The following is a 25,279-nucleotide window of genomic DNA, read 5'->3' on the forward strand; positions in this document are numbered from 1 at the left end:
GTTAAGTCAGCAGTGAGAGCGGTCGAGGAGGAGAACGGACAACGTGGACGCCGAGCTGACCAACAGGAGCCGGGACGCGATCAACGCGGCGAGCAGTCGCGCCGTGACCGAGGGGAACCCGGACCTCACCCCTGTTCACCTGCTGCTGGCTCTGCTCCAGGGGCAGGACAACGAGAACATCACCGATCTGCTCGCCGCCGTGGAGGCCGACCAGGCCGCCGTGCGCGCGGGCGCGGAGCGGATCCTGGCCTCGCTGCCCAGCGTGACCGGGTCCACCGTGGCGCCCCCGCAGCCCAACCGCGAGCTGCTGGCCGTGATCGCGGACGCCGGCGAACGCGCGAAGGACCTCGGTGACGAGTACCTGTCCACCGAACACCTGCTGATCGGCATCGCCGCGAAGGGCGGCGCCGCCGGCGAGCTGCTCAAGGGGCAGGGTGCCGGGGCGAAGAAGCTGCTGGAGGCATTCCGGAAGGCCAGGGGAGGACGCCGCGTGACCACCGCCGACCCCGAGGGCCAGTACAAGGCCCTGCAGAAGTTCGGCACCGACTTCACCGCCGCCGCCCGCGAGGGACGGCTGGATCCGGTCATCGGACGGGACCAGGAGATCCGGCGGGTCGTGCAGGTGCTGAGCCGCCGTACCAAGAACAACCCCGTCCTCATCGGCGAGCCCGGTGTCGGCAAGACCGCCGTCGTCGAGGGGCTCGCCCAGCGGATCGTCAAGGGCGACGTGCCCGAGTCGCTGCGCGACAAGCGGCTGGTCGCGCTCGACCTCGGCGCGATGGTGGCCGGCGCCAAGTACCGCGGCGAGTTCGAGGAGCGGCTGAAGGCCGTCCTCGCCGAGATCAAGGACTCCGACGGCCAGATCATCACCTTCATCGACGAGCTGCACACCGTCGTGGGAGCCGGCGCCGGCGGCGATTCGGCCATGGACGCGGGCAACATGCTCAAGCCGATGCTGGCCCGCGGCGAGCTGCGCATGGTCGGCGCGACCACCCTGGACGAGTACCGCGAGCGGATCGAGAAGGACCCGGCGCTGGAGCGCCGCTTCCAGCAGGTGCTGGTCGCCGAGCCGACGGTGGAGGACACGATCGCGATCCTCCGCGGCCTGAAGGGCCGGTACGAGGCCCACCACAAGGTGCAGATCGCCGACAGCGCCCTGGTCGCGGCGGCCACCCTCTCCGACCGCTACATCACCTCCCGCTTCCTCCCCGACAAGGCCATCGACCTGGTCGACGAGGCGGCCTCCCGCCTCCGCATGGAGATCGACTCCTCGCCCGTCGAGATCGACGAACTCCAGCGCTCCGTCGACCGGTTGAAGATGGAGGAGCTGGCGATCTCCAAGGAGACCGACCCGGCCTCCCTCGCCCGCCTGGAGAAGCTGCGCCGCGACCTCGCCGACAAGGAGGAGGAGCTGCGCGGCCTCACCGCCCGCTGGGAGAAGGAGAAGCAGTCCCTCAACCGGGTCGGTGAGCTGAAGGAACGCCTCGACGACCTGCGCGGCCAGGCCGAACGCGCCCAGCGCGACGGCGACTTCGACACCGCGGCCAAGCTGCTCTACGGCGAGATCCCGCAGCTGGAGAAGGAGCTGGAGGCCGCCTCCGAGGCGGAGGAGGCGTTGACATCCTCCACCTCCGGCGGGGGCGCCAAGGACACCATGGTCAAGGAGGAGGTCGGCTCCGACGACATCGCCGACGTCGTCGCCGCCTGGACCGGCATCCCGGCCGGGCGCCTGATGGAGGGCGAGACGCAGAAGCTGCTGCGCATGGAGGACGAGCTGGGCAAGCGGCTCATCGGCCAGACCGAGGCCGTGCGGGCCGTGTCGGACGCCGTACGGCGCTCCCGTGCCGGCATCGCCGACCCCGACCGCCCCACCGGTTCCTTCCTCTTCCTCGGCCCGACCGGCGTCGGCAAGACCGAACTCGCCAAGGCGCTCGCCGACTTCCTCTTCGACGACGAGCGGGCCATGGTCCGCATCGACATGTCGGAGTACGGCGAGAAGCACAGCGTGGCCCGGCTGGTCGGCGCCCCTCCCGGCTACATCGGCTACGAGGAGGGCGGCCAGCTGACCGAGGCCGTGCGGCGGCGCCCGTACAGCGTCGTGCTGCTGGACGAGGTGGAGAAGGCCCACCCCGAGGTCTTCGACATCCTGCTCCAGGTGCTGGACGACGGCCGCCTGACCGACGGCCAGGGCCGCACGGTCGACTTCCGCAACACCATCCTGGTGCTCACCTCCAACCTGGGCAGCCAGTTCCTGGTCGACCCGACCACCACCGAGGCGGAGAAGAGGGAGCAGGTCCTGGAGGTCGTCAGGGCCTCCTTCAAGCCGGAGTTCCTCAACCGGCTGGACGACCTGGTGGTCTTCTCCGCCCTGACCAAGCCCGAGCTCGAGCGGATCGCACAGCTCCAGCTCCAGCGCCTCGGCAGGCGGCTGGCGGAGCGCCGGCTCACGCTGGACGTCAGCCCCGAGGCACTGGCCTGGCTGGCGGAGGAGGGCCTGGACCCGGCCTACGGCGCCCGTCCGCTGCGCCGGCTCGTCCAGACCGCCATCGGCGACCGGCTCGCCAAGGAGATCCTCTCCGGCGAGATCAAGGACGGCGACACGGTCCGCGTCGACCGCTTCGGCGAGGGCCTGCTGGTGGGCCCGGCGACCGGGAAGACGCTGTGACGTCCACGCGCTTCCGCCCAACCGGACGGATCATGTCAGCCGAGGGCTGACAGGCCCCGCCGGGGCTTGCCACCCCCCTCCCCGCATGGGGGAGGATGGCGGCATCCGCATGAAGGGAAAAACACGGTGAGCATCGACCCGTCCTCGATTCCGAATTTCGGGGGCCAGCCCGAACCGCAGCCCCAAGGACCGGCGGGCCCCGTCCTCCCGGATCAGGACCTGGTGAAGCAGCTTCTCGACCAGATGGAGCTGAAGTACGTCGTCGACGAGGAGGGTGACCTCGCCGCGCCGTGGGAGCAGTTCCGCACGTACTTCATGTTCCGGGGCGAGGCCGAACAGGCGATCTTCTCGGTGCGGACCTTCTACGACCGCCCGCACAAGATCGATGAGAAGCCGCAGCTGCTGGAGTCCATCGACGACTGGAACCGCCGCACCCTGTGGCCCAAGGTGTACACCCACACCCACGACGACGGCACCGTCCGGCTGATCGGCGAGGCCCAGATGCTGATCGGCACGGGCGTCGACATCAACCACTTCGTCTCGTCCACGGTCAGCTGGGTGCGGGCCGCGATCGAGTTCGACAAGTGGCTCGTCGAGCAGCTCGGCATCGAGCAGGAGGTCAACGAGGCCGACGAGCCCGAGGACGACGGCGAGTAGGAGACCCCGGCCGGTCCGGGGGCGCAGCGCGCCCCCGGACCGCGGTGTCACATGCCCCGCAGCCGCTCCACGGCCTCCCGGAGCACCTCCTCCCGCTTGCAGAAGGCGAACCGCACGAACGGCGCCCCGGCCTCCCGGTCGTCGTAGAAGACCGCGTTGGGGATGGCCACCACGCCCGCCCGCTCGGGCAGCGCGCGGCAGAAGGCGAAGCCGTCCTTCTCGCCGAGGGGCCGGATGTCGGTGGTGACGAAGTACGTGCCGGCCGGCCGGAACACCTCGAAGCCCGCCGCCGTCAGCCCCTCCGCGAGGATGTCCCGCCGGGCCAGCATGCCCAGGCGGAACTCCTCGAAGTAGGAGTCGGGCAGGGCGAGGGCCTCGGCCACCGCGTACTGGAACGGTCCCGAGGACACGTACGTCAGGAACTGCTTCACCGAGCGGACCGCGCCGACCAGCTCCCGCGACCCGGTCACCCAGCCGACCTTCCAGCCCGTGAACGAGAACGTCTTCCCCGCCGACCCGATGCTCACCGTGCGCTCGCGCATCCCGGGGAACGTGGCCAGCGGCAGGTGCTCGGCGCCGTCGAAGACGAGGTGCTCGTAGACCTCGTCCGTCACCACCAGCAGATCCCGTTCCACGGCCAGCTCGGCGACCGCGGCCAGCTCCGCGCGGGTGAGGACCGTACCGGTCGGGTTGTGCGGGGTGTTGATCAGCAGCAGCCGGGTGCGGTCGGTGACGGCCGCGCGCAGCTCGTCCAGGTCGAGTCGGAAGCTTCCCCCGTGCGGCCTGAGGGTCACCGGCACCCGCCTGCCGCCCGCCATCGCGATGCTCGCCGCGTACGAGTCGTAGTACGGCTCCAGCGCCACCACCTCGTCCCCCGGCTCGACCAGCGCCAGCAGCGAGGCCGCGATGGCCTCCGTCGCGCCCGCGGTGACCAGCACCTCGGTGTCGGGGTCGTGAGCGAGCCCGTAGCGGCGCTGCTGGTGCGCGGCGATCGCGGTGCGCAGCTCGGGGATGCCGGGGCCCGGCGGGTACTGGTTGCCGCGGCCGTCGCGCAGGGCCCGGACGGCGGCCTCCCGGATCTCCTCGGGGCCGTCGGTGTCGGGGAAGCCCTGGCCCAGATTGATCGACCCGGTCGCCACGGCGAGCGCCGACATCTCGGCGAAGATCGTCGTCCCGAACTCGGTGAGCCGGCGGTTGAGGTGAGGGCGTGCGCTGGAGGTCATGCCGGTCATCCTGCGCTCAAGCTCTGGAGTTCCTCAACTCTGCTTTGCGTGCCGTACCGGCCGGGCATCCCCCCGGCACCGCGCCAGCCGCGGTGCCAGACGAGGCGCCCACGGGGGGCCGCTTCGGGGGAACGGAAGGAGGGTGGCGCCATGAGTGACACCGCGATCGAAGGCATCATCCTGGCGGTGGCCGTGGTCGTGCTCATCTCGGCGGCGCAGGCCCGCCGGAGCCGGCGGACCAGGGTGTCGTTCGGCAAGGGCCGCGGCCGGAACGGCGCGTACCGCAGGTCGTCCTCGTCGTCCTCGTCGTCCTACGCGGGCGACGCGGGGGCGAGCAGCTGGTGGGTCGGCGGCGCTGACTCCGGCTCGTCGGGGGGCCACGGCGGGCACCACGGGGGCCATGGGGGACACTCCTGCGGCGGCTCCTCGTCCTGCGGTTCCTCGTCCTGCGGCGGAGGTTCGTCGTGCGGCGGGGGTTCGTCGTGCGGTGGCGGGGGCGGATGCGGCGGAGGCAGCTGACACGGGGCAGCTGAGCTTTTGGGACAGGGGGAAACGCGTCCGGACCGCACACGGGCGGGCGCCCGCCGGGCAGCAGATCCGGCGGGCGCCCGCCGCGTCCGTTTCCGCGCCCGGCGTACGCCATGGTTGAACAGTTGAACGTTGGAGCCCTCTGAGGGATGGAAACCGCACGAAGTTGGGTAAAAACGCTGTGGCGTCGCCACTGTTCATGATTCCCTCTAAATCGCCAAGGCAGCCCCTCGGACGCCCCCCTGATTCCCCACCCCGGCCGGGCCGGCTGGGCTGACATGGCCGATCTCCCCCTCGTTGCGTGCTAGCGGAGCCGATCCATGCTCACGACCCTGAACACCTCCTACACCGATACGCGCGCTGCCGACCTGGCCTGGGCCCTGGGACGCGACCCGCTGCCCGCCCTGGCCACCCTCGATCTCGAACTGGCGGACGCAAAACTTCAGTTGAGGCTGCTCGGCGCGTCCCACCAGGTGCTCCTCGACGAGGCACGAGGCCGCTGTTCGGAAACGGTCGCGTGCATCCCCGGTTCCAGCACCCCGCTGCCGCTGGGCGTCGCCAAACGGGTCGGCGACTGGGAGTACGAGTTCGCCGCCCGCGTGGAGGTGCTCACCCCCGGCTCGTTCGCGGGCCGCGCACAGGAGCTGCTGGCCCTCGTCTCCGAGCATCCGCACGGTCTCGCGGGCGTCTTCCCCGGCAGCCCGCACGCCTTCACCGCGATGCTGGCCCAGCAGCACGCAGGGCAGGTGCACTGGCGCACCTGGCACGCCTATCCGCAGGACGGGCAGCTGGTGGCCACCCGGACCAGGGTCGGGGCGCGGGTGCGGGTGGCCCGGTCCGGCTGATCATCGGGGCGGCGGCATAAACCCGTCGTACGTCAACTGCCCCTACTTCCACACGTGTGGGTGACGAAGCGTCCCGAGTGCGTGACGTAACGTCGCAGCGTGATCGAACCGCACGCCCCCGCGCCCCCGGGCGCCCCGCCCGACCGGACAGGCCCCGCACGGCTGCCCGTCCGGCCCGGCACCGGGCGGTTCCTGGTCCTCGTCTGCGTCTTCGTCTGTGCGGCCTGCGGACTCGTGTACGAACTGGAACTCGTCGCGTTCGCCTCGTACCTGATCGGCGACTCGGTCACCCAGGCGTCCGTGGTGCTGTCCGTGATGGTGTTCGCGATGGGCGTCGGCTCCCTCGGCGCCAAGCGGCTGCGCTGGCACGCCGCGGCCGGCTTCGGCGCGGTCGAGTCGGCCCTCGCGCTGATCGGCGGATGCAGCGCGATGGCGCTGTACGCCGTGTTCGCCTGGACCGCCGGCTGGGGCGGCATGTGGGCCGACGGCCCGCGCTGCCTCCTGGTCGCCTTCTCCCTCGCCATCGGCCTGCTCATCGGCGCCGAGGTCCCGCTGCTGATGGAGCTGATCCAGCGCATCCGCCGGCAGGACGCGGGCGGCGCGGTGGCCGACCTGTTCGCCGCGGACTACGTGGGCGCCCTGGTCGGCGGCCTCGCCTTCCCCTTCCTGCTCCTGCCGCTCCTGGGCCAGCTGACCGGAGCGCTGCTGACCGGCACGGTCAACGTGGTCGCGGGCGGTGCCCTGGTCCTCGGCCTCTTCCGCCGCGACCTCACCCGCCGCGCCCGCTGGACCCTCCTGCTGACCGGGCTCGTCGTCCTCGGTGTCCTCGCCACCGCCGCCGCCCTCGCCGACGACTTCGAACGGGCCGCCCGGCACGCCGTGTACGGCGGGGACGTCCGGGTGGCCGTGCAGACCGGCGTCCAGGAGGTCGTCCTGGCCGGCGGCACCCACGGCCGGCCCCTCGACCTCTTCCTCGACGGCCACCTGCGCGCCGGCGGCCGGGACGCCCACCGCTACCACGAGGCCCTGGTCGCCCCGGCCCTGGCCGGCCCGCACGCGCGCGTCCTGATCCTCGGCGGCGGCGACGGCCTGGCCACCCGCGAGGTGCTGCGCCACCGCGGGGTGCGCCGCGTCGACGTCGTCGCGCTCGACCCGGGCCTGGTCCGCCTCGCCCGCCGGGACCCCGGCCTGACCGCCGCCAACGGGCACGCCTTCGCCGACCGGCGGGTCCACGTCGTCGCCGCCGACGCGCTCGCCCGGCTGCGGGGGCCGCGCGGACCGCGGTACGACGTCGTGATCGCCGACCTCCCCGACCCCGGGATCACCGCCAGCACCAAGCTGTACTCCCAGGAGTTCTACGGCCTGGTCCACCGGGCGCTGACCGCGGACGGCCGCCTGGTGGTGCACGCCGGCCCCGTCACCACCCGTCCCCGCGCCTTCTGGACCGTGGCCGCGACCCTGCGCACGGCCGGCTTCGCCGTCTCCCCCTTCCGGGTGCTCGGCCACGGCTCCGGCCCCACGGCCGGCCCCGACCGCGCGGCGGCCGCGTCCCGGGCTCCGCAGGACTGGGGGTTCCTGCTGGCCGCGCCGGGCCGCACCCCGCCGCCCCTGCGGCTCGGCGCCGACCGCCCGGGTACCCTGACGCAGGCCGAGCTGACGACGGACGGCGAAGCGGCGCGGCGGACCCGGATCGCCGGGCTGCCCGCGTCGACGCTGGTGCATCCGCGGTACTGAGCGTTTGTCCCCTTCACGGCAGGGTGAGTTCCGGTCACTACTGGGTAGGCTCACCGGACATGGAGCACCAGGTCTTCGTCCCGGTCCCCGCCGAGCGGCTCGGCGCCGCGCTGGCCGACCCCGCACGCGTCGCCCGGGCGGTGCCCGGTCTTCAGCAGGACGCCGGTGCCGAACCGATCACCGGCCGGCTGAAACTGCGTGTCGGCGGACACTCCGTCACCTATCGGGGTGCTCTGCGGGTGACGGCCCGGGAGGACGGCACGTACGCCGTCGAGGGCGACGCCACCGAGGCCCGCGGCTCCGGCTCGGTCAAGCTCGCCCTGACCCTGCGCCTCACGGACACCGACGGCGGCTGCACGGTCACGGTCGAGGGCACGGCCGACGCGGACGGCCGGATCGGCGAACTGCCGGCGGAGGCCGTGACCTCGGCGGCGACAAGGCTGCTGAACCGCTGGGTGGAGGGCCTGGCGACCCGGCGGGACGAGCGGCAGGACCGGCCCGACGAGGGCGGGGAGCGGCGCGAGGGCGAGCGGGAACCGAAGTCCGCGGACGCCGAGTCCGCCCGTACCTCCGTCTTCGACACCGAGGTCCCGCCGCCTTCGCTGGACCCGGACGCGGACGACGAAGGCGACGGTGGCGAACACGCGGACCGGTTCTCCGGGGACTTCGCCGACACCGGTGAACCGCCCGCCGAGGCCGCGCACGCGCGCCGCACGATGATCGGCCGCAGCGCCGAGGAGGTCGACCACGCCCCGCCGCGGGGCCGCTACGCCCCGGTGCCGGCCCCCCAGACGGTGACGGCGACCTCGGCACTGCGCTGGGCTGCACCGGCGGCGGCCCTGGCGGTGGCGTCGGCGATCGTCGTGAGCAGGGCACTGCGCAGACGCCGCTGAGCGGAGGCGGCCCTTTCGCGGGCCCGGGGCCTGCCCGGTGTGCGGGCGTGCGAGTGGCCGGGACGCGCCCGCAGCCGTGCACCGGTCCGTCTCCCCAGTACTGTCGTCCTGTGAGTAACGAAGACATCACGCTGACAGCAGGCGACGCGGAGGTACGCGTCAGCCCCGGCAACGGCGGCCGTCTCAGTGGCCTCAAGGTCGGCTCCCTGGAACTGCTGAGGCAGGGGGACCGCTACGGCTGCTTCCCGATGGTTCCCTGGTGCGGGCGGATCCGGGACGGCCGCTTCCTGGACGGCGGTACCGTCCGCCAGATGCCGCTCAACTCCCCGCCGCACGCCATCCACGGCACCGCGCGGGACGGCGCCTGGCGCACCGCGCGCGTCTCGGCGGACGAGGCGGTGATCACGTGCGAGCTGACCGACCCCTGGCCGCACCCCGCCCGCGTCACCCAGATCGTCTCCCTCGCCGAGGACGCCCTGACGCTGACGATGTCCGTGGAGACCTACGACGACTCCTTCCCGGCGCAGCTCGGCTGGCACCCCTGGTTCAACCGCACCCTCGACGGAGCGGACGCCCGGCTGGACTTCGAGCCCGCCTGGCAGGAGGAGCGCGGGGACGACCACCTGCCCACCGGGAACCGGATCGACAAGAAGCCGGGCCCCTGGGACGACTGCTTCGGCATGCCCGGCGGCGTCGACGTCACCGTCACCTGGCCGGGCCGGCTGGAGCTGAAGGTGACCAGCCGCGAGGAGTGGGTGGTCGTGTACGACGAACAGGCGGAGGCCGTCTGCGTGGAGCCGCAGACCGGGCCGCCCAACGGCCTGAACACCCTCCCGCGCCTGGTCACCCCGCTGGAGCCGCTGGAGGCGACGACGACCTGGAGCTGGCGCCGGCTCTAAGCTGGGGCCATGACGGAAGTACGCGGCGCGCTGCTGCAGCAGATCAAGGACAAGGCCGTGGTGCACGGCAAGGTGACGCTCTCCTCGGGTCTGGAGGCGGACTACTACGTCGACCTGCGCCGCATCACCCTCGACGGCGAGGCCGCCCCGCTGGTCGGCCAGGTGCTGCTGGACCTGACCGAGGACCTGGAGTTCGACGCCGTCGGCGGGCTCACCATGGGCGCCGACCCGGTCGCCGCCGCCATGCTGCACGCCGCCGCGGCGCGCGGGCGGCGGCTGGACGCCTTCGTCGTCCGCAAGGCGGCCAAGGCGCACGGCCTCCAGCGGCGCGTCGAGGGCCCGGAGATCGCGGGCCGCCGGGTCCTGGTGGTCGAGGACACCTCCACCACCGGCGGTTCCCCGCTCACGGCCGTGGAGGCGGTGCGCGAGGCCGGGGCCGAGGTCGTCGCCGTCGCGACGATCGTGGACCGGGCGACCGGCGCCGCCGAGAAGATCGAGGCCGGCGCGGGCGTGCCCTACCGCTTCGCCTTCTCGAAGGATGAACTGGGGCTGGACTGACACGCCCCTTTGACCTGGACTTGGCGGGGACTGGACCAGCGCTCCATGTCTGGAAAGATGGGGACGACGATGACGTCACCCCCAAGGTCTAGGTCAGGGCCGTAACGCAGCACGTCAACCCGCACACTCAAGGAGCGGACACATGCCCATCGCAACCCCCGAGGTCTACAACGAGATGCTCGACCGGGCGAAGGCAGGCAAGTTCGCCTACCCGGCCATCAACGTCACCTCGAGCCAGACCCTGAACGCGGCCCTGCGCGGCTTCGCGGAGGCGGAGAGCGACGGCATCGTCCAGATCTCGACCGGCGGTGCCGAGTTCCTCGGCGGCCAGTACAGCAAGGACATGGTGACCGGCGCGGTCGCGCTCGCCGAGTACGCGCACATCATCGCCGAGAAGTACCCGGTCAACATCGCGCTGCACACCGACCACTGCCCGAAGGACAAGCTCGACGGGTACGTGCGTCCGCTGCTCGCGCTCTCCAAGAAGCGCGTCGAGGCCGGTCTCAACCCGCTGTTCCAGTCCCACATGTGGGACGGCTCCGCCGAGACCCTCGCCGACAACCTGGAGATCGCGCAGGAGCTGCTGGAGCAGGCCCGCGCCGCGAAGATCATCCTCGAGGTCGAGATCACCCCGACCGGCGGCGAGGAGGACGGCGTCTCGCACGAGATCAACGACTCCCTCTACACCACGGTCGAGGACGCGATCCGCACCGCCGAGGCCCTCGGCCTCGGTGAGAAGGGCCGCTACCTGCTGGCCGCCTCCTTCGGCAACGTGCACGGCGTGTACAAGCCGGGCAACGTCGTGCTCCGCCCCGACCTGCTGAAGGAGCTGAACGACGGCGTCGCCGCCAAGTTCGGCAAGGCCGCCCCGTTCGACTTCGTCTTCCACGGCGGCTCCGGCTCCACCGAGCAGGAGATCCTCACCGCGCTGGAGAACGGCGTCGTGAAGATGAACCTCGACACGGACACCCAGTACGCCTTCACCCGTCCGGTCGCCGCGCACATGTTCAAGAACTACGACGGCGTCCTGAAGGTCGACGGCGAGGTCGGCGACAAGAAGACCTACGACCCGCGGACCTGGGGCAAGCTGGCCGAGGCGAGCATGGCCGCGCGCGTCGTGGAGGCCACGCAGAACCTGCGTTCGGCGGGCAACAAGATCAAGTAAGCGGTTGGTTCCCCGCGGGCCCGGTGGCTGTCCACGCCGCCGGGCCCGCTGTATACCTGGGACATGCCCGACGTCCGGCTGGCCTCGCCCCAGGGCAAGTGGATCCTGCTCACGACGATCCTCGGCTCCAGCATGGCCATGCTGGACTCCACCGTCGTCAACGTCGCCCTGCCGCGCATCGGTCACGACCTGGACGCGAGCCTGGCCGCCCTGCAGTGGACGGTCAACGCGTACATGGTCACGCTGGCCGGCCTGATCCTGCTGGGCGGCTCGCTGGGGGACCGCTACGGCCGCCGGAAGGTCTTCACGCTGGGTGTGGTGTGGTTCGCCGCCGCCTCCATGCTGTGCGGCTTCGCCCCGAACCCGGCCGTACTGATCGCCGCGCGGGCGTTGCAGGGCATCGGCGGGGCCCTCCTCACCCCGGGCTCGCTCGCGCTCATCCAGGCGTCCTTCCACCGCGACGACCGCAGCCGGGCGGTCGGCCTGTGGTCCGGCTTCGGCGGGATCGGTGCCGCGGTCGGCCCGTTCCTGGGCGGCTGGCTGGTGGCCGGCCCCGGCTGGCGCTGGGTGTTCCTGCTCAACGTGCCGCTGGCGCTGCTGTGCGTGCCGGTCGCGCTCCGGCACGTGCCGGAGTCGGCCGACGACCGGGCCCACGGCCGCTTCGACATCCTCGGCGCCGCGCTGGGCGCCCTGGCCCTCGCGTTCCTGACGTACGCGCTCATCGAGGCCCGGACCGGTTCGCCGGCGGTGGTGGTGAGCGCGGTGGCGGGAGTCGCGGCGGCGGTGGCCTTCGTGTACGTCGAGAGGCACCGCAGTGAGCCGATGCTCCCGCCGGACATCTTCGCCTCGCGCCAGTTCACCGCGGTCAATCTCGTCACCCTGTGCGTGTACGCGGCCTTCGGCGGCTTCTTCTTCCTCACCGCGCTGCAACTCCAGGTGGTGGCCGGGTACTCGCCGCTCGCCGCCGGTACGGCCCTGCTGCCCACCACGGCGTTGATGCTGCTGTTCTCGTCCCGCTCGGGTGCGCTGGCGGACCGTACGGGTCCGCGTCTGCCCCTGACGGTGGGGCCGCTGCTCTGCGCGGCGGCGATGCTGCTGATGCTGCGGGTGGGGGAGGACGCGGACTACCTCACCGACGTGCTGCCGGCGCTGCTCGTCATGGGCGCCGGCATGGTCACCCTCGTCGCTCCGCTGACCGCCACGGTCCTCGCGTCCGTCGACACCGCCCGGGCGGGGCTGGCCAGCGGCATCAACAACGCGGCGGCACGGGCCGCGGGTCTGGTGGCCGTGGCGGCACTGCCCCTGCTGGCGGGGATGGGGCCGGAGGCGTACCGGTCGGCCCCGGCCTTCGACGCGGCGTTCGACCGGGCCATGCCGATCTGTGCGGGGGTGCTGGTGCTGGGCTCGGCACTGGCGTTCACGCTGGTCCGCCGGCCCGCCCCGGGCTGCGTGCGGCCCGAGTGCCGACAGCACGGCTGCGTGACGGCTCCACCGCTGGAGACGGGGGGCCGGGGTTAGCGGGGGGTGCGTTGTGGGTGCCGCCGGGGGTGCGTCGCTGATACGGCCGGGGGTGCGTGCGGGTTCCGCCGTGGGTGGCTGGGCGCCGTGTCCGGCTCCGGGCTCGTCGTGGCTGGTCGCGCAGTTCCCCGCGCCCCTGGGGGAGCCGTTGGTGGGTGTGTGCTGGTTTGGGGGTGGGTGGCTGGGCGGGCGTCGTGTGCGGCTGCGGGCTCGTCGTGGCTGGTCGCGCAGTTCCCCGCGCCCCTGGGGGGTTGTGGTTGCCGTCGGTTGTGGGGTGGTGGCCTCGCCTGGGGGATTGTGGTGGCCGGGTCGTGGTGCCGTCGGCTGTGGGGTGCCGTGGCCTCGCATGGGCGCTCGTGCTTGGGGAATCGGGGTGCGCCACACTGAGTCCATGACGATTCACGAGAACCTCCTCGGCGGTCCGCCCCCGACCCACCTCCCCGACGAACCGGAGCCCCGCGAGCTGCTCGCGCAGGGCACCGCGCCGGCGGACGTCGCCGCCAAGTACCCCACCTCCTCCCTCGCCTGGGCCCAGCTGGCCGACGAGGCGTTCGAGCGGGGCGCGGCCGTGGAGTCGTACGCCTATGCCCGTACCGGGTACCACCGGGGTCTGGACGCCCTGCGCCGCAGCGGCTGGAAGGGGCACGGCCCGGTGCCGTGGGAGCACGAGCCGAACCGCGGCTTCCTGCGTGCCCTGCACGCCCTCGCCCGCGCCGCGCAGGCGATCGGCGAGCAGGAGGAGTACGAGCGCTGCACGCAGTTCCTGAAGGACTCTTCCCCGACCGCCGCCCAGACCCTGGGCTGACCCGCGGGGAACCCCCACGATCACCGGCACGGCCCGCCAGGCGATGGCCGGGCCGTGCCGGTGTCACGTCGTGCGGTCCGCCGGGTGACGGTTGGGCTGTGCCGGTGTCGCGTTGTGTGGCTCTCCCGGTGGTGGTGGGCCGCGCCGGGGTTACGTTCTGCGCGCGCGGGAGGTGTGGCCGTACATGACGAGGGGGGTGCCGGAGCCGCGGCGTGAGAGTCGTCGCGGGGCCGGCGCGTCAGGGCCCCGGGGGCTGCCGCGGGACTTCTGGCTGCTGTGGATCGCGGCCGCGGTCTCCGGGCTCGGCGACGGACTGGAACTGAGCGCCTTTCCCCTGCTGGCCACGGAGTGGACCGGTGATCCGGTGCTCGTCGCCGCGGCCGCCGCCGCGGCGCAGGCGCCCTGGCTGTTCCTCGGGCTGCCGGTGGGCGGGCTGGTCGACCGCTGGGACCGCAGGGCCGTGCTGCTGATCGCGGACGGCTGCCGCGCGCTGCTCGTGGCGGCGCTGGCCGTGGCGGTGGCGTCCGGCAGGGGGAGCATCTGGCTGCTGCTGGTCGTGCTCTTCGCCCTGGGATCGGCGCAGATCTTCTTCGACACCTCCGTCCAGGCGGTGATCCCCGCCGTGGTCGGGAGCGGCTCGCTGGTGCGTGCCAACAGCCTCCTCCAGGGCAGTTCGACGGTGCTCGTCCAGTTCACGGGGCCGGCCGCGGGCGCCGCGCTGTTCGCGGTCGCCCACTGGCTGCCGGCCGGCATCGACGCCGTCAGCTACCTGCTGGGAGTGCTGCTGCTGGCCGGAGTGCGGGGCCGGTTCCGCCCGGCGCGGCCGTCCTCCCCCGAGGAGACCCCGTCGTTGCGGCACAGCGTCGCCGAGGGCCTGCGCTGGCTGCGCGACGACCCGGTGGTCCGGGTGCTGTCCCTCGCGACGGTCCTGCTGGGCATGGGCAGCGCGGCCGCCTGGGGCGTCATGGTGCTGCTCGCCCGGCACCGGTGGCACCTCGACGGGTCGGGCTACGGGCTGCTGCTGACGGCCGGCGCCCTGGGCGGTGTGGCCGGCTCCCTGATCGCCGCCCCGCTGGCCCGGCGGGTGCCGAACCGGCTGCTGCCGGCCTGCTCCGCCGCCGGCTCGGCGGTGGCGTTCGGCCTGCTCGCGGTCGCCCGGTCGGCCGTCGTCGCCGCCATCCTGCTGGCCTTCAACGGGCTGATGGTGGTGGTGTGGAACGTGGTCACGGTCTCCGAACGGCAGGCCCGCATCCCGGACGCGCTCACCGGCCGGGTGACAGCCGCGTACCGGGTCCTGGCCTGGGGCAGCATGCCGCTCGGCGGACTGCTCGGCGGCGCGTCGGCGTCCGTGCTCGGTCTGCGCTCGGCCGTGCTGCTGGCCGCCCTGCTGCTCGCCCTGGCCGCCCTGCTGGCCGGCGCCGGCCTCGCGCCCCTCGGCACCGGCGCCTCCCGCGGCTCCCCGCGTCGCACGGCGGAACGGACCGCGCAGGGCAGCGCCGACCAGCGGTAGCGGCGTCCCGGCGTGACCGTCGGCGAGGGCGTCGGCCCGGCTGCCGGCCGGAGACTTTCACCGCAACGGACCGTCTGCGGGCAGGTGGGCCTTGCCGTATCCGGGGGCATTGCGGAGGATGCGGGGTGGGGACCGGGGCCCCCGTGCCGGCATCGGCAGGGGCGGACCGCTACCCGGAGTAACATCAGGAGACAGCGATGTCCCAACAGGCTCACCCCCCTTTCGAGGCCGCTGAGCCCGAGACCCCGAATCTCGATTTCGCGGGGACGACGCCGTACGAGGACTACGTCAAGGCGGACGTACTCACCCATCTCCAGCACACCCTCTCCGACGACCCCGGAGAGATGGTCTTTCTGGTGACCACCCAGGTCATGGAGTTGTGGTTCACGGTGATCGTGCACGAGTGGGAGACGGCCGCGCAGGCCCTCCGCTCGGACGACGTGCCGACCGCGATCGCCGCGCTGAAGCGGTCCGTGCGGGAGCTGGAGGCCCTGAACGCCTCGTGGAAGCCGCTCGGCCAGCTCACCCCGGCACAGTTCAACTCCTACCGGAGCGCGCTCGGCGAGGGCTCCGGCTTCCAGTCGGCGATGTACCGGCGCCTGGAGTTCCTGCTCGGTGAGAAGTCCGCGTCGATGCTGGTGCCGCACCGCGGCGCCCCGCGCGTCCACGCGGAGCTGGAGAAGGCACTGCACGAGCCCAGCCTGAACGACGAGGTGGTACGGCTCCTCGCGCGCCGCGGCCACGAGATCCCCGAGTCCGTGCTGCGCCGGGACGTCTCCCGCCGGTACGAGCCGGCGGACGCGGTGGAAGCCGCCTGGACCGCCGTCTACGCGGGCGACGAGAGCGACGAGCTCGCCCGTCTCGGCGAGGCGCTGACGGACGTGGCCGAGCTGGTGTGGCGCTGGCGCAACGACCACCTGGTCGCCACCCGGCGCGCGATGGGCGCGAAGGCCGGCACCGGCGGCTCCGCCGGCGTGGCCTGGCTGGAGAAGCGTGCCCGCAAGAACGTCTTCCCGGAGCTGTGGACGGCGAGGTCCCATGTCTGAGCCGGCCCTGCGAGCCGAGAAGCTGGACGCGGCGGACGCCCTGGCGGCCGTGCGGGAGCGCTTCGTCCTCGACGACGTGGTCTACCTGGACGGCAACTCCCTGGGTGCCCTCCCCGCGAACGTCCCCGACCGGGTGGCGGACGTCGTCCGCCGCCAGTGGGGGGAACTGCGCATCCGCTCCTGGGAGGAGAGCGGCTGGTGGACGGCGCCCGAGCGGATCGGCGACCGGATCGCCCCGCTGGTGGGCGCGGCGCCCGGCCAGATCGTCGTCGGCGACTCGACGAGCGTCAACGTCTTCAAGGCACTGGTGGCCGCGATCCGCATGGCGGGCGAGAGCCGTGACGAGGTCCTCGTCGACGCGACGACCTTCCCCACGGACGGCTACATCGCCGAGTCGGCGGCCCGGCTCACCGGCCGCACCCTGCGGGCGGTGACCCCGGCCGAGGTACCGCGGGCGCTCGGCGAGCGCACGGCCGCGGTACTGCTCAACCACGTCGACTACCGCACCGGCCGGCTGCACGACCTCCCGGCGCTCACCGCCGCGGTCCACGCCCACGGCGCCCTGGCGGTCTGGGACCTGTGCCACAGCGCGGGCGCGCTGCCCGTGGGCCTGGACGAGCACGGCGTCGACCTCGCGGTCGGCTGTACGTACAAGTACCTGAACGGCGGCCCCGGTTCGCCGGCCTACCTGTACGTGCGCAGGGAATTGCAGGAGCGCTTCGACTCCCCGCTGCCCGGCTGGAACTCCCACGCCGAGCCCTTCGGCATGAGCCCCGCCTACACCCCGGCGCCGGGTGCCCTGCGCGGCCGGGTCGGCACGCCGGACATCCTCTCCCTGCTGGCCCTGGAGGCGGCACTGGAGGTCTGGGAAGGGGTGTCCGTCGACGCCGTGCGGGCCAAGTCCCTCGCCCTGACGGACTTCTTCCTGGAGTGTGTCGAGGCGTACACGGAGCCGGGCCGGGTGGAGTGCCTGACCCCCGCACGGCACGAGGAGCGGGGCAGCCAGATCGCCCTGCGCTGCGCGGACGCCGGCGAGGTGATGAAGCGCCTGATCGCCCGGGGCGTGGTGGGCGACTTCCGGCATCCCGACGTCCTCCGCTTCGGCTTCACCCCGCTGTACGTGGGCTTCCGTGACGTGGAGCGGGCGGCCCGGGTGCTCCGGGAGGAGCTGGTCTAGTACAAGCGCGGGGGCCGGGGCGGCGGGGCGCGGGCCCGGGCACCCCGGCCCCCGCGCCGGACCTCCGCGGCCCCGGAAGCGTTCGACCTCACCCTGCGTGACAATCCCCGTATCCCCGCACGTCACCGGCCTGATACCGTCCCCGCGAGCGGTCGAACCGCCACCTGGTCCGCCAAACCCGTTCCATCGCTGAGAGGTTGGAGCATGCCGGACGACGCCGCAGCTGCCCGCGCCGCCGCCGAAGAGGAGTCGGCCTTCTCGCACCCCCCGGTCGACGCCGACGTCACCGCGGCGTACGGTGACCACCCCGACCAGGTGATCGACTTCTACGCGCCCCGTCCCGGCCCGGAATCCGCCGCCGCGCCTCTCGCCCCGCTCGTCGTCGTCCTGCACGGCGGCGCGTGGCGCTCCCGCTACGACCGCAGGCACGTCACCCCCTTCGCCGGCTACCTGGCCCGCAGGGGCTTCGCGGTGGCCAACGTCGAGTACAGACGGGGCGGCGAGCCGCTGATCCCGGGGCAGCAGGCGGGGCCCGGCACCGAGCCCGACGGGTCCGCCGGCCCGCCGCCCGCCGGACGCTGGCCCGACACCTTCGACGATGTCGCGGCGGCCCTGGACGCCCTTCCGGCGCTGGTCCGCGAGGCGCTCCCGCAGGCGGACCCCCGCCGTACGGTCCTGACCGGCCACTCGGCCGGCGCCCACCTGGCCCTGTGGGCCGCGGCCCGGCACGTCCTCCCCGCGGACGCCCCCTGGCGCACCGACGGTCCGGCGCCGCTGCGCGGTGTCGTCGCGCTCGCCCCGATCGCGGACCTGGAGGTGGCGGAGAAGCTCGACGTCTGCGCGAACGCGTCCCTGCAACTCCTGGGCGGGCGGGATCGCTTCGCCGAGCGCCGCCCGTACGCGGACCCCGCGCTGCTGCTGCCGACGGGCATCGCCACCACCCTCGTCCAGGGCCGTGACGACCTGGACGTGCCCCACCAGGTGGCCGAGGCGTACGCGGAGGCGGCGGCGAAGGCCGGGGAGATGGTCGGGCTGACGCTCCTGGAGGACGTGGGCCACTTCCCGCTGATCGACCCGGCGGCGGACGCCTGCGCGGTGGTGGCCGAGGAGATCGCCCAACTGGCCTGGTGAGCCACCGGGTCCGGCCGGCGGGACGGGTTCCGCGGGCTCGCCGGGCGCCCGCGGCCGCCCGGGGCGACCGGCGAGCCCGTGGTGCGCGGACCGCACGTCACGGCCGCCGGCACGGGACCCGGTGATACCCGTAATACCTGAGAGCTACGCGACAGGACAGCTCCCTGGCGGGACGCCGACGACGGGCGCCCGTTCCTAACTTCCTTCTCGGACAAGCCCGATGACCGGGCCCACCGAAAGGAAGCCACCCATGGGGCAGGTCCCGCCCACCCACCTCCGACGCCGTGTCCTGCGGGCCCTCCTCGCGGCCCTCCTCACCGCCGCCGTCGTCGCCCCCCTCGCCGGCGCGGCCCGCCCCGGGATCCCCGCCCCGCCACCGGCCGCCCTCCCCGCCCTCTCCCCCTCCACCCTGCACTCCGTGTACGCGGCGAACCGCGCCAACGCCAGGGCGGCCGCCCGCATGGCCGCCACCCACAGCGCCCCCCACCGCTCCGCCACCGACCGCGCCCTCGCCGCCCCGTCCCGCCACCTCCTCGCCTTCGACGGCCGAGGCGCGGGCCAGGTCACGGAGGTGCTGGGCGACCTCGTCCAGGCCCGTCACATCGCCGTGCTGGTCCCCGGCTCGGACACCTCCCTGGACACCTACGCCCGCTTCCACCGGACCGCCGCGTCCCTGTACGCCGACCTCACCCACCGCGCCGCCGGCACCCCCGTCGCCGTCGTCGCCTGGCTCGGCTACGAGACACCGGCCACGGTCGGCACCACGGTGACCACCACCACCCGCGCCGACGAAGCCGCCCCCCGCCTGCGCGCCTTCGTACGCCACCTGCGCGCCGCGGCCCCCGCCGCATCCCACGTCTCCCTGCTCTGCCACTCCTACGGCTCCGTGGTCTGCGGCCGCGCCGCCTCCGGCCTGGCCGCGGACGACCTCGCCCTGATCGGCAGCCCCGGGACCGGCGCGGACTCCGCCGCCGCCCTGCACACCCGCGCCCGCGTATGGGCCGCCCGCGGCAGCGAGGACTGGATCGCGCACGTCCCGCACGTCCGCGCCGCCCTCCTCGGCACCACCGTCGGCTTCGGCACCGACCCCGTCTCCGCCGCCTTCGGAGCCCGGGTCTTCGACGCGGCCGGCGCCGACCACAGCGGCTACTTCACCCCGGGCTCCGCCTCCCTCGCCAACCTCGCCCGGATCACCCTCGACGAGCCCTCGGAGGTAACCCGTGCCTGAGCAGGCCCCGGCCACCCGTGCCCCGCACCGCGCACTGCACGCGATACGGCGGAGCGCCCACCGCCTGGACGCCGCCACCCCCGCCTCCCGCGACCGGGCCGCCGACGCCCTGCGGGCCTTCGCGATCCTCGGTGTCGTCCTCGGCCACTGGCTGGTCACCGCCCTGGTCGCCGAGGACGGCGCACTGCACACCGCGAGCCCGCTCCAGCACCTGCCCCGGCTGGCCCCGGTCTCCTGGCTCTTCCAGACCCTGGCCGTGTTCTTCCTGGTCGGCGGCCAGATGGCGACCCGCGGCCTGGCCGCGGCCCGCACACGAGGCGACACCTACGCCCGCTGGCTGCGCGCCCGCCTGACCCGCATGCTCCGCCCGGCCGCCGCCCTCCTCGCCCTGTGGACGGTGACCGCCACCGCCCTGCTCCTCACCGGCACGCCCCTGGCCACCGTCCACACCCTGTTGAAACTCGCGCTGTCCCCGCTGTGGTTCCTGCTGGTCTTCGCCGCGCTGACGGCCGCCACTCCGCTCGTCGCCCGGCTCAACCCGCTCTGGCCGCTCGCCGTCGTCCTCCACGTGGACCTGCTCCGTTTCGGACTGCACCTCGGCCCGTCCTGGCTCGGCTGGATCAACCTGGCCGCCGGCTGGCTGGTCCCCTACACCCTGGGCGCGGCCTGGACCCGGGGCGAACTGCGCAGCCGCCGCTCGGCCCTGACCCTCCTGGCCGGCGGCACGGCGGCCACGGCGGTCCTCGTCGGCTGCGCGGGCTACCCGGCGTCGATGGTCGGCGTCCCCGGCAGCGCGGTCTCCAACCTGAACCCGCCGACGCTGGCCGCCGTCACCTTCGGCCTGGCCCAGTGCGGCCTGGCGCTCCTGCTGCGCGACCGGCTTCGCCGCACGCTGGCCCGCCCGCTCGCCTGGGCCGCCGTCGCGCTGGTCAACCTCTCCGCGATGACGGTCTTCCTGTGGCACCAGACGGCCCTGGCCGCCACGACGACCGTCGCGCTCACGGCCGGCCGCCTCCCCGGACTGCACACCGCCCCCGACGGTCCGGGCTGGGTGGCGGCCCGGCTCCTGTGGCTGCCGGTGTTCGGCCTGGTCCTGGCGGTGTGCCGGACCGCGTTCCGCTCCTTCGAACAGGGGCGGCACCGCCCAGGGAGCGGCACCGGCGCCGGACGGTCACGGGTGGTGCGGGTGCACCGAGGCGCGGACCCGGGCACCGGGCGGGTGGTCCGCCGTGTTGTCTAGGGTGGTCCGCGTGACGGAAACGGGGGGCCGCCAGGTGTTCATGCCGCTCGCGGGCCGGGTCCGGTGCTGGCTGCGGGTGCTGCGCGACGACCTGTGGACCTTCGGGGCACAGCCGCTGCCCGCCCTCCGGTGGCTGCGCCGGGTGCCGCACGGTGTGCTGTGCCTGGCCGCGTTCGGGATCACGTTCGGCGCCGTGGCGCAGCTCGCGAACGACGGACACGTGGACTCACAGCCGGCCCTGCTGATCGGCCTCGCGCAGGGCGGCGCGGTCGTCCTCGCCCTGTGGCGGCCCGTCCCGGCCTGGTGGCTGTCCATGGCGGGGACCGTGGCGGGAGCCGTCGCGGTCCGCGAAGGCATGACCACCGCGGCCGGGGAGACGTTCACCTGGCCCTGGAGCCCGGCCGGCATCATCGCGCACCTGCTCGTCCTGCTGCTGCTCGCGCTGCGTGTGCGCACCCGGGTCTCGGTCGAGGCGTTGGTCCTGACCGTGCTGGTCACCTGGCTCCTGGAAGGCGTGTGGGGCGGGCTCAGCTACGACCCGACCGGTGTCCTCGCCGTGGTGCTTTCCGCGGTCGTCGTGCTGCTCGGCGCCGCCCTGCGCGGCCGCCGGGAGGCCCGTGCCGAACTCGTCGAGCAGGCCACCCTGACCGCCGAGGAGCGCGGTCGGCGCACCCTGCTGGAGGAGCGCAGCCGGATCGCGCGCGAACTGCACGACGTGGTCGCCCACCACATGTCGGTGATCTCCATCCAGGCCCAGGTGGCCCCGCACCTGGTGGAGAACCCCTCCGGGGAACTGCTGGAGAACCTCGGCGGCATCCGCGACAACGCGCTGGAGGCGCTCACCGAACTGCGCCGGGTGCTCGGCGTGCTGCGTTCCGAGAACCCCGAGGACCCCTACGGGCTGGGCGCCCCCGGCACGGGAGCGGCCCCGGACGCCCCTCAGCCCACCCTCGACCGGCTCGGCGCGCTGATCGAGAACACCCGCGCGACGGGGCTGGAGGTGACCGCCGAGGTCGTGGGCGAGGTGCGGCCGTACGCTCCGGGGGTGGAGCTGTCGGCGTACCGGATCGTGCAGGAGGCGCTGAGCAACGCCCTGCGGCACGCGCCGGGTTCCCGGGTGCGCGTCGAGGTCGGACACTTCCCGGACGGGCTGCACCTGACGGTGGAGAACTCCGCGCCGCGGCGCCCCGTCCCGCCCTCCCCGGGAGCCGGACACGGGCTGCTCGGCATGCGCGAGCGCGCGGCGATGCTCGGTGGCCGTCTCGTCGCCGACGGCACCGCGGGCGGCGGCTTCACCGTCACCGCGTTCCTCCCCGGCGACCTCTCCCCGCCCCCGCCCGACCAGCCCCCGACAGGAGCGAAGACCCCATGACGAGCGGTACCGGCAGCATCCGGGTACTCATCGCCGACGACCAGCAGATGGTCCGGCAGGGTTTCACCGTGCTGCTCGACGCCCAGCCCGGCATCGAGGTGGTCGGGCAGGCGGTGGACGGCCGGGACGCGATCGCCCGGACCGCGGAACTGGCCCCGGACGTGGTGCTGATGGACATCCGGATGCCGGAGCTGGGCGGCATCGAGGCGACCCGCCGGATCACCGGGGAGCACACCGCCGTCAAGGTGCTGGTGCTGACCACGTTCGACCTGGACGAGTACGTCTACGACGCGCTGCGGGCGGGGGCCTCCGGCTTTCTCCTCAAGGACGCCTCCGCGGACAAGCTGGCCGAGGCGGTGCGGGTCGTGGCCGCGGGCGACGCCCTGCTGGCCCCCGGCATCACCCGGCGCCTCATCGCGGAGTTCTCCCGCCTGGACGGCAGCCGCCGGCCCCCGCTCAAGCGGCGCGTCGGTGACCTCACCGAGCGGGAGACGGAGGTGCTGGCGCTGATCGCGCAGGGCCTGTCGAACGCGGAGATCGCCGAGCGGCTGGTCGTGGCCGAGCAGACCGTGAAGACGCACGTCGGCCGGATCCTGGTGAAACTGGGCCTGCGCGACCGCACCCAGGCGGCGGTCTTCGCCTACGAGTCCGGCCTGGTCCGCCCCGGGGGCCACTGACCCCGGCGTCCCCCCGAGCCGTTGATCCAGGCGTCCCCCCCGGGCCACTGCCCCCCGGCCGCTGATCCAGGCTCCACCCGGGCCGCTGACCCGGCCCCGCCCGGCCGATGCCCCGGAACCCTCCGGATCGGGCCACTGGCCCCGACCACGGCTCCACCCGGGGCGGCGCTGCCCTGCCGTAGTACCTGAGGGGGATCCCGCAGGACCCCTCTCCAAGGGGACGACCGTGCCCGCGCCCGCGCCTACCGTTTTCCCCGTGACCGAGACGACGCACACGCAGACGACACCGCCGGGGGCGGCCGGCAGGCCGCGCAGCCCGGAGTTCCGGCTGGCCGTCGACGCCCTGCGGGGGCTGCGGCAGGACCTGTTCCACGGCGCCTTCGCCTACCGCCCGATGCCCCGCGCGGCCGTCGACGGCCCGCTCACCCGCCATCTGACCGGCCGCGCGCGGCAGTACGCGTCCTGGACCCCGCACGCGCTGGTGGTCGCCGGCGGCGCGGTGGCGATGCTCGTCACCGCGGCGAGCTTCCAGGAGGGCAGGGCGACACAGCTGGTGGCCGCGGTCCTCGTGCTGATCCCGGTGCTGCTGACCCTGGCGCGTCCGGTCGGCGCGTTCTGGCTGTCGCTCGCGGCCACCGCGGTCACCGCGGCGGTCGGCGACAGCTGGGACACCTGGCCGTGGCTGCCGGGCAGCTTCGTCTCCCACCTGCTGGTGCTCACGGTCGTGGCGATACGCACCCGCCCGCGCACCGCGGCCTGGATGTGGCTGCTGACCGCGCTGTACGGCATCTGGTCCGTGACCGTCTTCGGCGGGGACCACTACGACACCGACGCGGCACCGATGATCATCCTCTCGGCGTTGATCCTGCTGGCCGTCACCGTCCGGCACACCCGCCGGGAGGCCCGGCAGGTGGTGACCGCCCAGCAGACCGTGACCGAGCACGAGCGGTCGCGCCGCACCCTGCTGGAGGAGCGCACGACGATCGCCCGTGAGCTGCACGACGTGGTCGCCCACCACATGTCGGTGGTCGCGATCCAGGCGGAGGCCGCGCCCTACCGGGTGGAGAACCCGCCGCCGGAGCTGGAGAAGGCCTTCGCCACCATCCGGGAGAACGCGGTGGCGGCCCTGACCGAGCTGCGCCGGGTGCTCGGGGTGGTCCGAGCGGAGGACTACGAGGCCCCGGACGCCCCGCAGCCCACCCTGGCCGACCTGGACGGCCTGCTCGCCAATGTGCGCGAGGCGGGCCTGGAGGTCGAGAAGGCGGTGACCGGAGCGGTGCGGGAGCTGCCGCAGGGGGTGGAGCTGTCGGCGTACCGGATCGTGCAGGAGGCGCTGAGCAACACCCTGCGGCACGCCCCGGGCGCGGGCGCGCGGGTCGAGATCGGCTACGTCCTCGGCGGCCTGGGCCTGCGCGTGGTCAACGGCCCGCCGCCGGCCCCGCACCTGGTCAAGGCGTCGCCCGGCGCCGGGCACGGCATCACGGGCATGCGGGAGCGCGTCTCGATGCTGAACGGCGAGATGACGGCGGCCCCGACGGCCGAAGGAGGTTACGAGGTGACGGTGTTCCTGCCGGTGCCGGCCGCCACGGTGACCGAGGACGAGGCATGACGATCCGTGTACTGATCGCGGACGACCAGATGATGGTCCGCGAGGGCTTCTCGGTGCTGCTGAACGCGATGCCGGGCATCGAGGTCGTCGGCGAGGCCGTCAACGGCCGGGAGGCGGTCGAGCGGGTGCGGGAACTCGCCCCGGACGTCGTCCTGATGGACATCCGCATGCCGGAGCTGAACGGCATCGAGGCGACCCGGGAGATCGTCGCCGCGGACGAGACGGCGAAGGTGCTGGTGCTGACCACGTTCGACCTGGACGAGTACGTCTACCAGGCGCTGCGCGCGGGAGCCTCCGGTTTCCTCCTCAAGGACGCCTCGGCGCGCCAGCTGGCCGACGGCGTGCGGGTGGTGGCGGCGGGCGAGGCCCTCCTGGCCCCCTCCGTCACGAAACGCCTGATCACGGAGTTCTCCCGGCTGGCGGACAGGCCCCGGCTGATGCCGGCGGCGCAGGCGGCGTACGGGGAGCTGACGGAACGGGAGACGGAGGTGCTGGTCCTCATCGCGCAGGGCCTGTCCAACGCGGAGATCGCCGGGCGCCTGGTGGTGGCGGAGTCGACGATCAAGACCCATGTGAGCCGGATCCTGGTCAAACTGGGCCTGCGCGACCGCACCCAGGCAGCGGTGTTCGCGTACGAGGCGCGACTGGTGGAGCCGGGCTGACGAGGACCAGAGGACGGACCAGAGGACCGACAACGGCCCGGCCACTCCGCAGACCTCCCCGATCACCGTGAGCCGAACGGCACCGGCTCCGACCTGGCGGCGATTCGGTTGCGTGCTGGTCGCCGACGAGACCGCCG

Annotated in this window: 22 protein-coding genes; 21 read left to right on the forward strand and 1 reads right to left on the reverse strand. The window is 73.7% G+C overall.

Annotated features, from left to right (window positions below):
* Window positions 1–43: 43 nt before the first annotated feature.
* Together clpB and JK361_RS20440 are read left to right on the forward strand one after the other, a co-directional pair.
* Window positions 44–2,665 carry an ATP-dependent chaperone ClpB gene (clpB, locus tag JK361_RS20435; RefSeq protein WP_201820375.1) on the forward strand — a complete coding sequence of 874 codons (2,622 nt, stop codon included), beginning with the start codon at window positions 44–46 and terminating at the stop codon, window positions 2,663–2,665.
* A 126-nt stretch (window positions 2,666–2,791) separates the two neighbouring features.
* Window positions 2,792–3,322: a YbjN domain-containing protein gene (locus JK361_RS20440; protein ID WP_201820378.1), complete on the forward strand. Its 531-nt coding sequence runs from the start codon at window positions 2,792–2,794 to the stop codon at window positions 3,320–3,322.
* 47 nt (window positions 3,323–3,369) lie between these two features.
* Here JK361_RS20440 and JK361_RS20445 read toward each other — a convergent pair whose 3' ends face one another.
* Complete coding sequence (locus JK361_RS20445) at window positions 3,370–4,554, reverse strand: pyridoxal phosphate-dependent aminotransferase (protein WP_201820380.1); 1,185 nt, start codon at window positions 4,552–4,554, stop codon at window positions 3,370–3,372.
* A 141-nt stretch (window positions 4,555–4,695) separates the two neighbouring features.
* Here JK361_RS20445 and JK361_RS41335 point away from each other — a divergent pair, with 141 nt between their 5' ends.
* The 19 genes from JK361_RS41335 to JK361_RS20540 all read left to right on the forward strand — a co-directional run bounded on the left by JK361_RS41335 (window position 4,696) and on the right by JK361_RS20540 (window position 25,142).
* Window positions 4,696–5,064 (forward strand): hypothetical protein, encoded by a 369-nt coding sequence (locus tag JK361_RS41335; RefSeq protein ID WP_236053277.1) that lies wholly within the window; start codon window positions 4,696–4,698, stop codon window positions 5,062–5,064.
* A gap of 329 nt (window positions 5,065–5,393) precedes the next feature.
* Window positions 5,394–5,918 (forward strand): DUF2617 family protein, encoded by a 525-nt coding sequence (locus tag JK361_RS20455; protein ID WP_201820383.1) that lies wholly within the window; start codon window positions 5,394–5,396, stop codon window positions 5,916–5,918.
* Window positions 5,919–6,017: 99 nt separating this feature from the next.
* Window positions 6,018–7,652 (forward strand): polyamine aminopropyltransferase, encoded by a 1,635-nt coding sequence (locus JK361_RS20460; protein WP_201820386.1) that lies wholly within the window; start codon window positions 6,018–6,020, stop codon window positions 7,650–7,652.
* 59 nt (window positions 7,653–7,711) lie between these two features.
* Window positions 7,712–8,545: an SRPBCC family protein gene (locus JK361_RS20465; RefSeq protein WP_201820389.1), complete on the forward strand. Its 834-nt coding sequence runs from the start codon at window positions 7,712–7,714 to the stop codon at window positions 8,543–8,545.
* A 110-nt stretch (window positions 8,546–8,655) separates the two neighbouring features.
* The gene (locus JK361_RS20470) at window positions 8,656–9,444 is read left to right on the forward strand and encodes an aldose epimerase family protein (protein ID WP_201820392.1); all 789 of its coding nucleotides are present in this window, start codon (window positions 8,656–8,658) and stop codon (window positions 9,442–9,444) included.
* A 9-nt stretch (window positions 9,445–9,453) separates the two neighbouring features.
* Entirely contained in the window at window positions 9,454–10,002 is a 549-nt protein-coding gene (gene pyrE, locus JK361_RS20475; protein WP_201820395.1) for an orotate phosphoribosyltransferase, read from the forward strand.
* 142 nt (window positions 10,003–10,144) lie between these two features.
* Window positions 10,145–11,167, forward strand: a complete 1,023-nt coding sequence (fbaA, locus tag JK361_RS20480) for a class II fructose-bisphosphate aldolase (protein ID WP_201820398.1) — start codon at window positions 10,145–10,147, stop codon at window positions 11,165–11,167.
* 63 nt (window positions 11,168–11,230) lie between these two features.
* A complete protein-coding gene (locus JK361_RS20485) occupies window positions 11,231–12,685 on the forward strand; it encodes an MFS transporter (RefSeq protein WP_201820402.1) in 1,455 nt (484 codons plus the stop codon).
* 391 nt (window positions 12,686–13,076) lie between these two features.
* Entirely contained in the window at window positions 13,077–13,490 is a 414-nt protein-coding gene (locus JK361_RS20490) for a DUF3151 domain-containing protein (RefSeq protein WP_201820405.1), read from the forward strand.
* A gap of 184 nt (window positions 13,491–13,674) precedes the next feature.
* The gene (locus JK361_RS20495; RefSeq protein ID WP_201820408.1) at window positions 13,675–15,000 is read left to right on the forward strand and encodes an MFS transporter; all 1,326 of its coding nucleotides are present in this window, start codon (window positions 13,675–13,677) and stop codon (window positions 14,998–15,000) included.
* Between the two features lie 197 nt (window positions 15,001–15,197).
* A complete protein-coding gene (locus tag JK361_RS20500; RefSeq protein ID WP_201820411.1) occupies window positions 15,198–16,046 on the forward strand; it encodes a tryptophan 2,3-dioxygenase family protein in 849 nt (282 codons plus the stop codon).
* Window positions 16,039–17,223 carry a kynureninase gene (gene kynU, locus JK361_RS20505; protein ID WP_201820414.1) on the forward strand — a complete coding sequence of 395 codons (1,185 nt, stop codon included), beginning with the start codon at window positions 16,039–16,041 and terminating at the stop codon, window positions 17,221–17,223. The genes JK361_RS20500 and kynU overlap by 8 nt, the downstream gene beginning before the upstream one ends.
* Before the next feature lie 204 nt (window positions 17,224–17,427).
* Window positions 17,428–18,354 (forward strand): alpha/beta hydrolase, encoded by a 927-nt coding sequence (locus JK361_RS20510; protein WP_201820417.1) that lies wholly within the window; start codon window positions 17,428–17,430, stop codon window positions 18,352–18,354.
* 250 nt (window positions 18,355–18,604) lie between these two features.
* Entirely contained in the window at window positions 18,605–19,582 is a 978-nt protein-coding gene (locus JK361_RS20515) for an alpha/beta hydrolase (protein WP_201820419.1), read from the forward strand.
* Entirely contained in the window at window positions 19,575–20,822 is a 1,248-nt protein-coding gene (locus JK361_RS20520) for an acyltransferase family protein (RefSeq protein WP_307787287.1), read from the forward strand. The genes JK361_RS20515 and JK361_RS20520 overlap by 8 nt, the downstream gene beginning before the upstream one ends.
* Window positions 20,823–20,832: 10 nt before the next feature.
* Window positions 20,833–22,194, forward strand: a complete 1,362-nt coding sequence (locus JK361_RS20525; protein WP_372448724.1) for a sensor histidine kinase — start codon at window positions 20,833–20,835, stop codon at window positions 22,192–22,194.
* The gene (locus JK361_RS20530) at window positions 22,191–22,871 is read left to right on the forward strand and encodes a response regulator (RefSeq protein ID WP_201820422.1); all 681 of its coding nucleotides are present in this window, start codon (window positions 22,191–22,193) and stop codon (window positions 22,869–22,871) included. Before JK361_RS20525 ends, JK361_RS20530 begins: the two co-directional genes overlap by 4 nt.
* Before the next feature lie 256 nt (window positions 22,872–23,127).
* Entirely contained in the window at window positions 23,128–24,480 is a 1,353-nt protein-coding gene (locus tag JK361_RS20535) for a sensor histidine kinase (protein ID WP_201820425.1), read from the forward strand.
* Window positions 24,477–25,142 (forward strand): response regulator, encoded by a 666-nt coding sequence (locus JK361_RS20540; protein WP_201820428.1) that lies wholly within the window; start codon window positions 24,477–24,479, stop codon window positions 25,140–25,142. The genes JK361_RS20535 and JK361_RS20540 overlap by 4 nt, the downstream gene beginning before the upstream one ends.
* The last annotated feature ends 137 nt before the right edge of the window (window positions 25,143–25,279 follow it).

It is taken from the genome of Streptomyces musisoli (genome assembly GCF_016741855.1).
In the GTDB taxonomy this organism is placed as follows: Bacteria; Actinomycetota; Actinomycetes; order Streptomycetales; family Streptomycetaceae; genus Streptomyces; species Streptomyces musisoli.

Bases quoted from the DNA above. Each gene is read 5' to 3' on its own strand.
- pyrE (WP_201820395.1), top strand. From the start codon at position 9,454: ATGACGGAAGTACGCGGCGCGCTGCTGCAGCAGATCAAGGACAAGGCC.
- JK361_RS20515 (WP_201820419.1), top strand. From the start codon at position 18,605: ATGGGGCAGGTCCCGCCCACCCACCTCCGACGCCGTGTCCTGCGGGCC.
- JK361_RS20490 (WP_201820405.1), top strand. From the start codon at position 13,077: ATGACGATTCACGAGAACCTCCTCGGCGGTCCGCCCCCGACCCACCTC.
- JK361_RS20455 (WP_201820383.1), top strand. From the start codon at position 5,394: ATGCTCACGACCCTGAACACCTCCTACACCGATACGCGCGCTGCCGAC.
- JK361_RS20485 (WP_201820402.1), top strand. From the start codon at position 11,231: ATGCCCGACGTCCGGCTGGCCTCGCCCCAGGGCAAGTGGATCCTGCTC.
- fbaA (WP_201820398.1), top strand. From the start codon at position 10,145: ATGCCCATCGCAACCCCCGAGGTCTACAACGAGATGCTCGACCGGGCG.
- JK361_RS20445 (WP_201820380.1), bottom strand. From the start codon at position 4,554: ATGACCGGCATGACCTCCAGCGCACGCCCTCACCTCAACCGCCGGCTC.
- JK361_RS41335 (WP_236053277.1), top strand. From the start codon at position 4,696: ATGAGTGACACCGCGATCGAAGGCATCATCCTGGCGGTGGCCGTGGTC.
- JK361_RS20495 (WP_201820408.1), top strand. From the start codon at position 13,675: ATGACGAGGGGGGTGCCGGAGCCGCGGCGTGAGAGTCGTCGCGGGGCC.
- JK361_RS20510 (WP_201820417.1), top strand. From the start codon at position 17,428: ATGCCGGACGACGCCGCAGCTGCCCGCGCCGCCGCCGAAGAGGAGTCG.
- JK361_RS20500 (WP_201820411.1), top strand. From the start codon at position 15,198: ATGTCCCAACAGGCTCACCCCCCTTTCGAGGCCGCTGAGCCCGAGACC.
- kynU (WP_201820414.1), top strand. From the start codon at position 16,039: ATGTCTGAGCCGGCCCTGCGAGCCGAGAAGCTGGACGCGGCGGACGCC.
- JK361_RS20465 (WP_201820389.1), top strand. From the start codon at position 7,712: ATGGAGCACCAGGTCTTCGTCCCGGTCCCCGCCGAGCGGCTCGGCGCC.
- JK361_RS20530 (WP_201820422.1), top strand. From the start codon at position 22,191: ATGACGAGCGGTACCGGCAGCATCCGGGTACTCATCGCCGACGACCAG.
- JK361_RS20540 (WP_201820428.1), top strand. From the start codon at position 24,477: ATGACGATCCGTGTACTGATCGCGGACGACCAGATGATGGTCCGCGAG.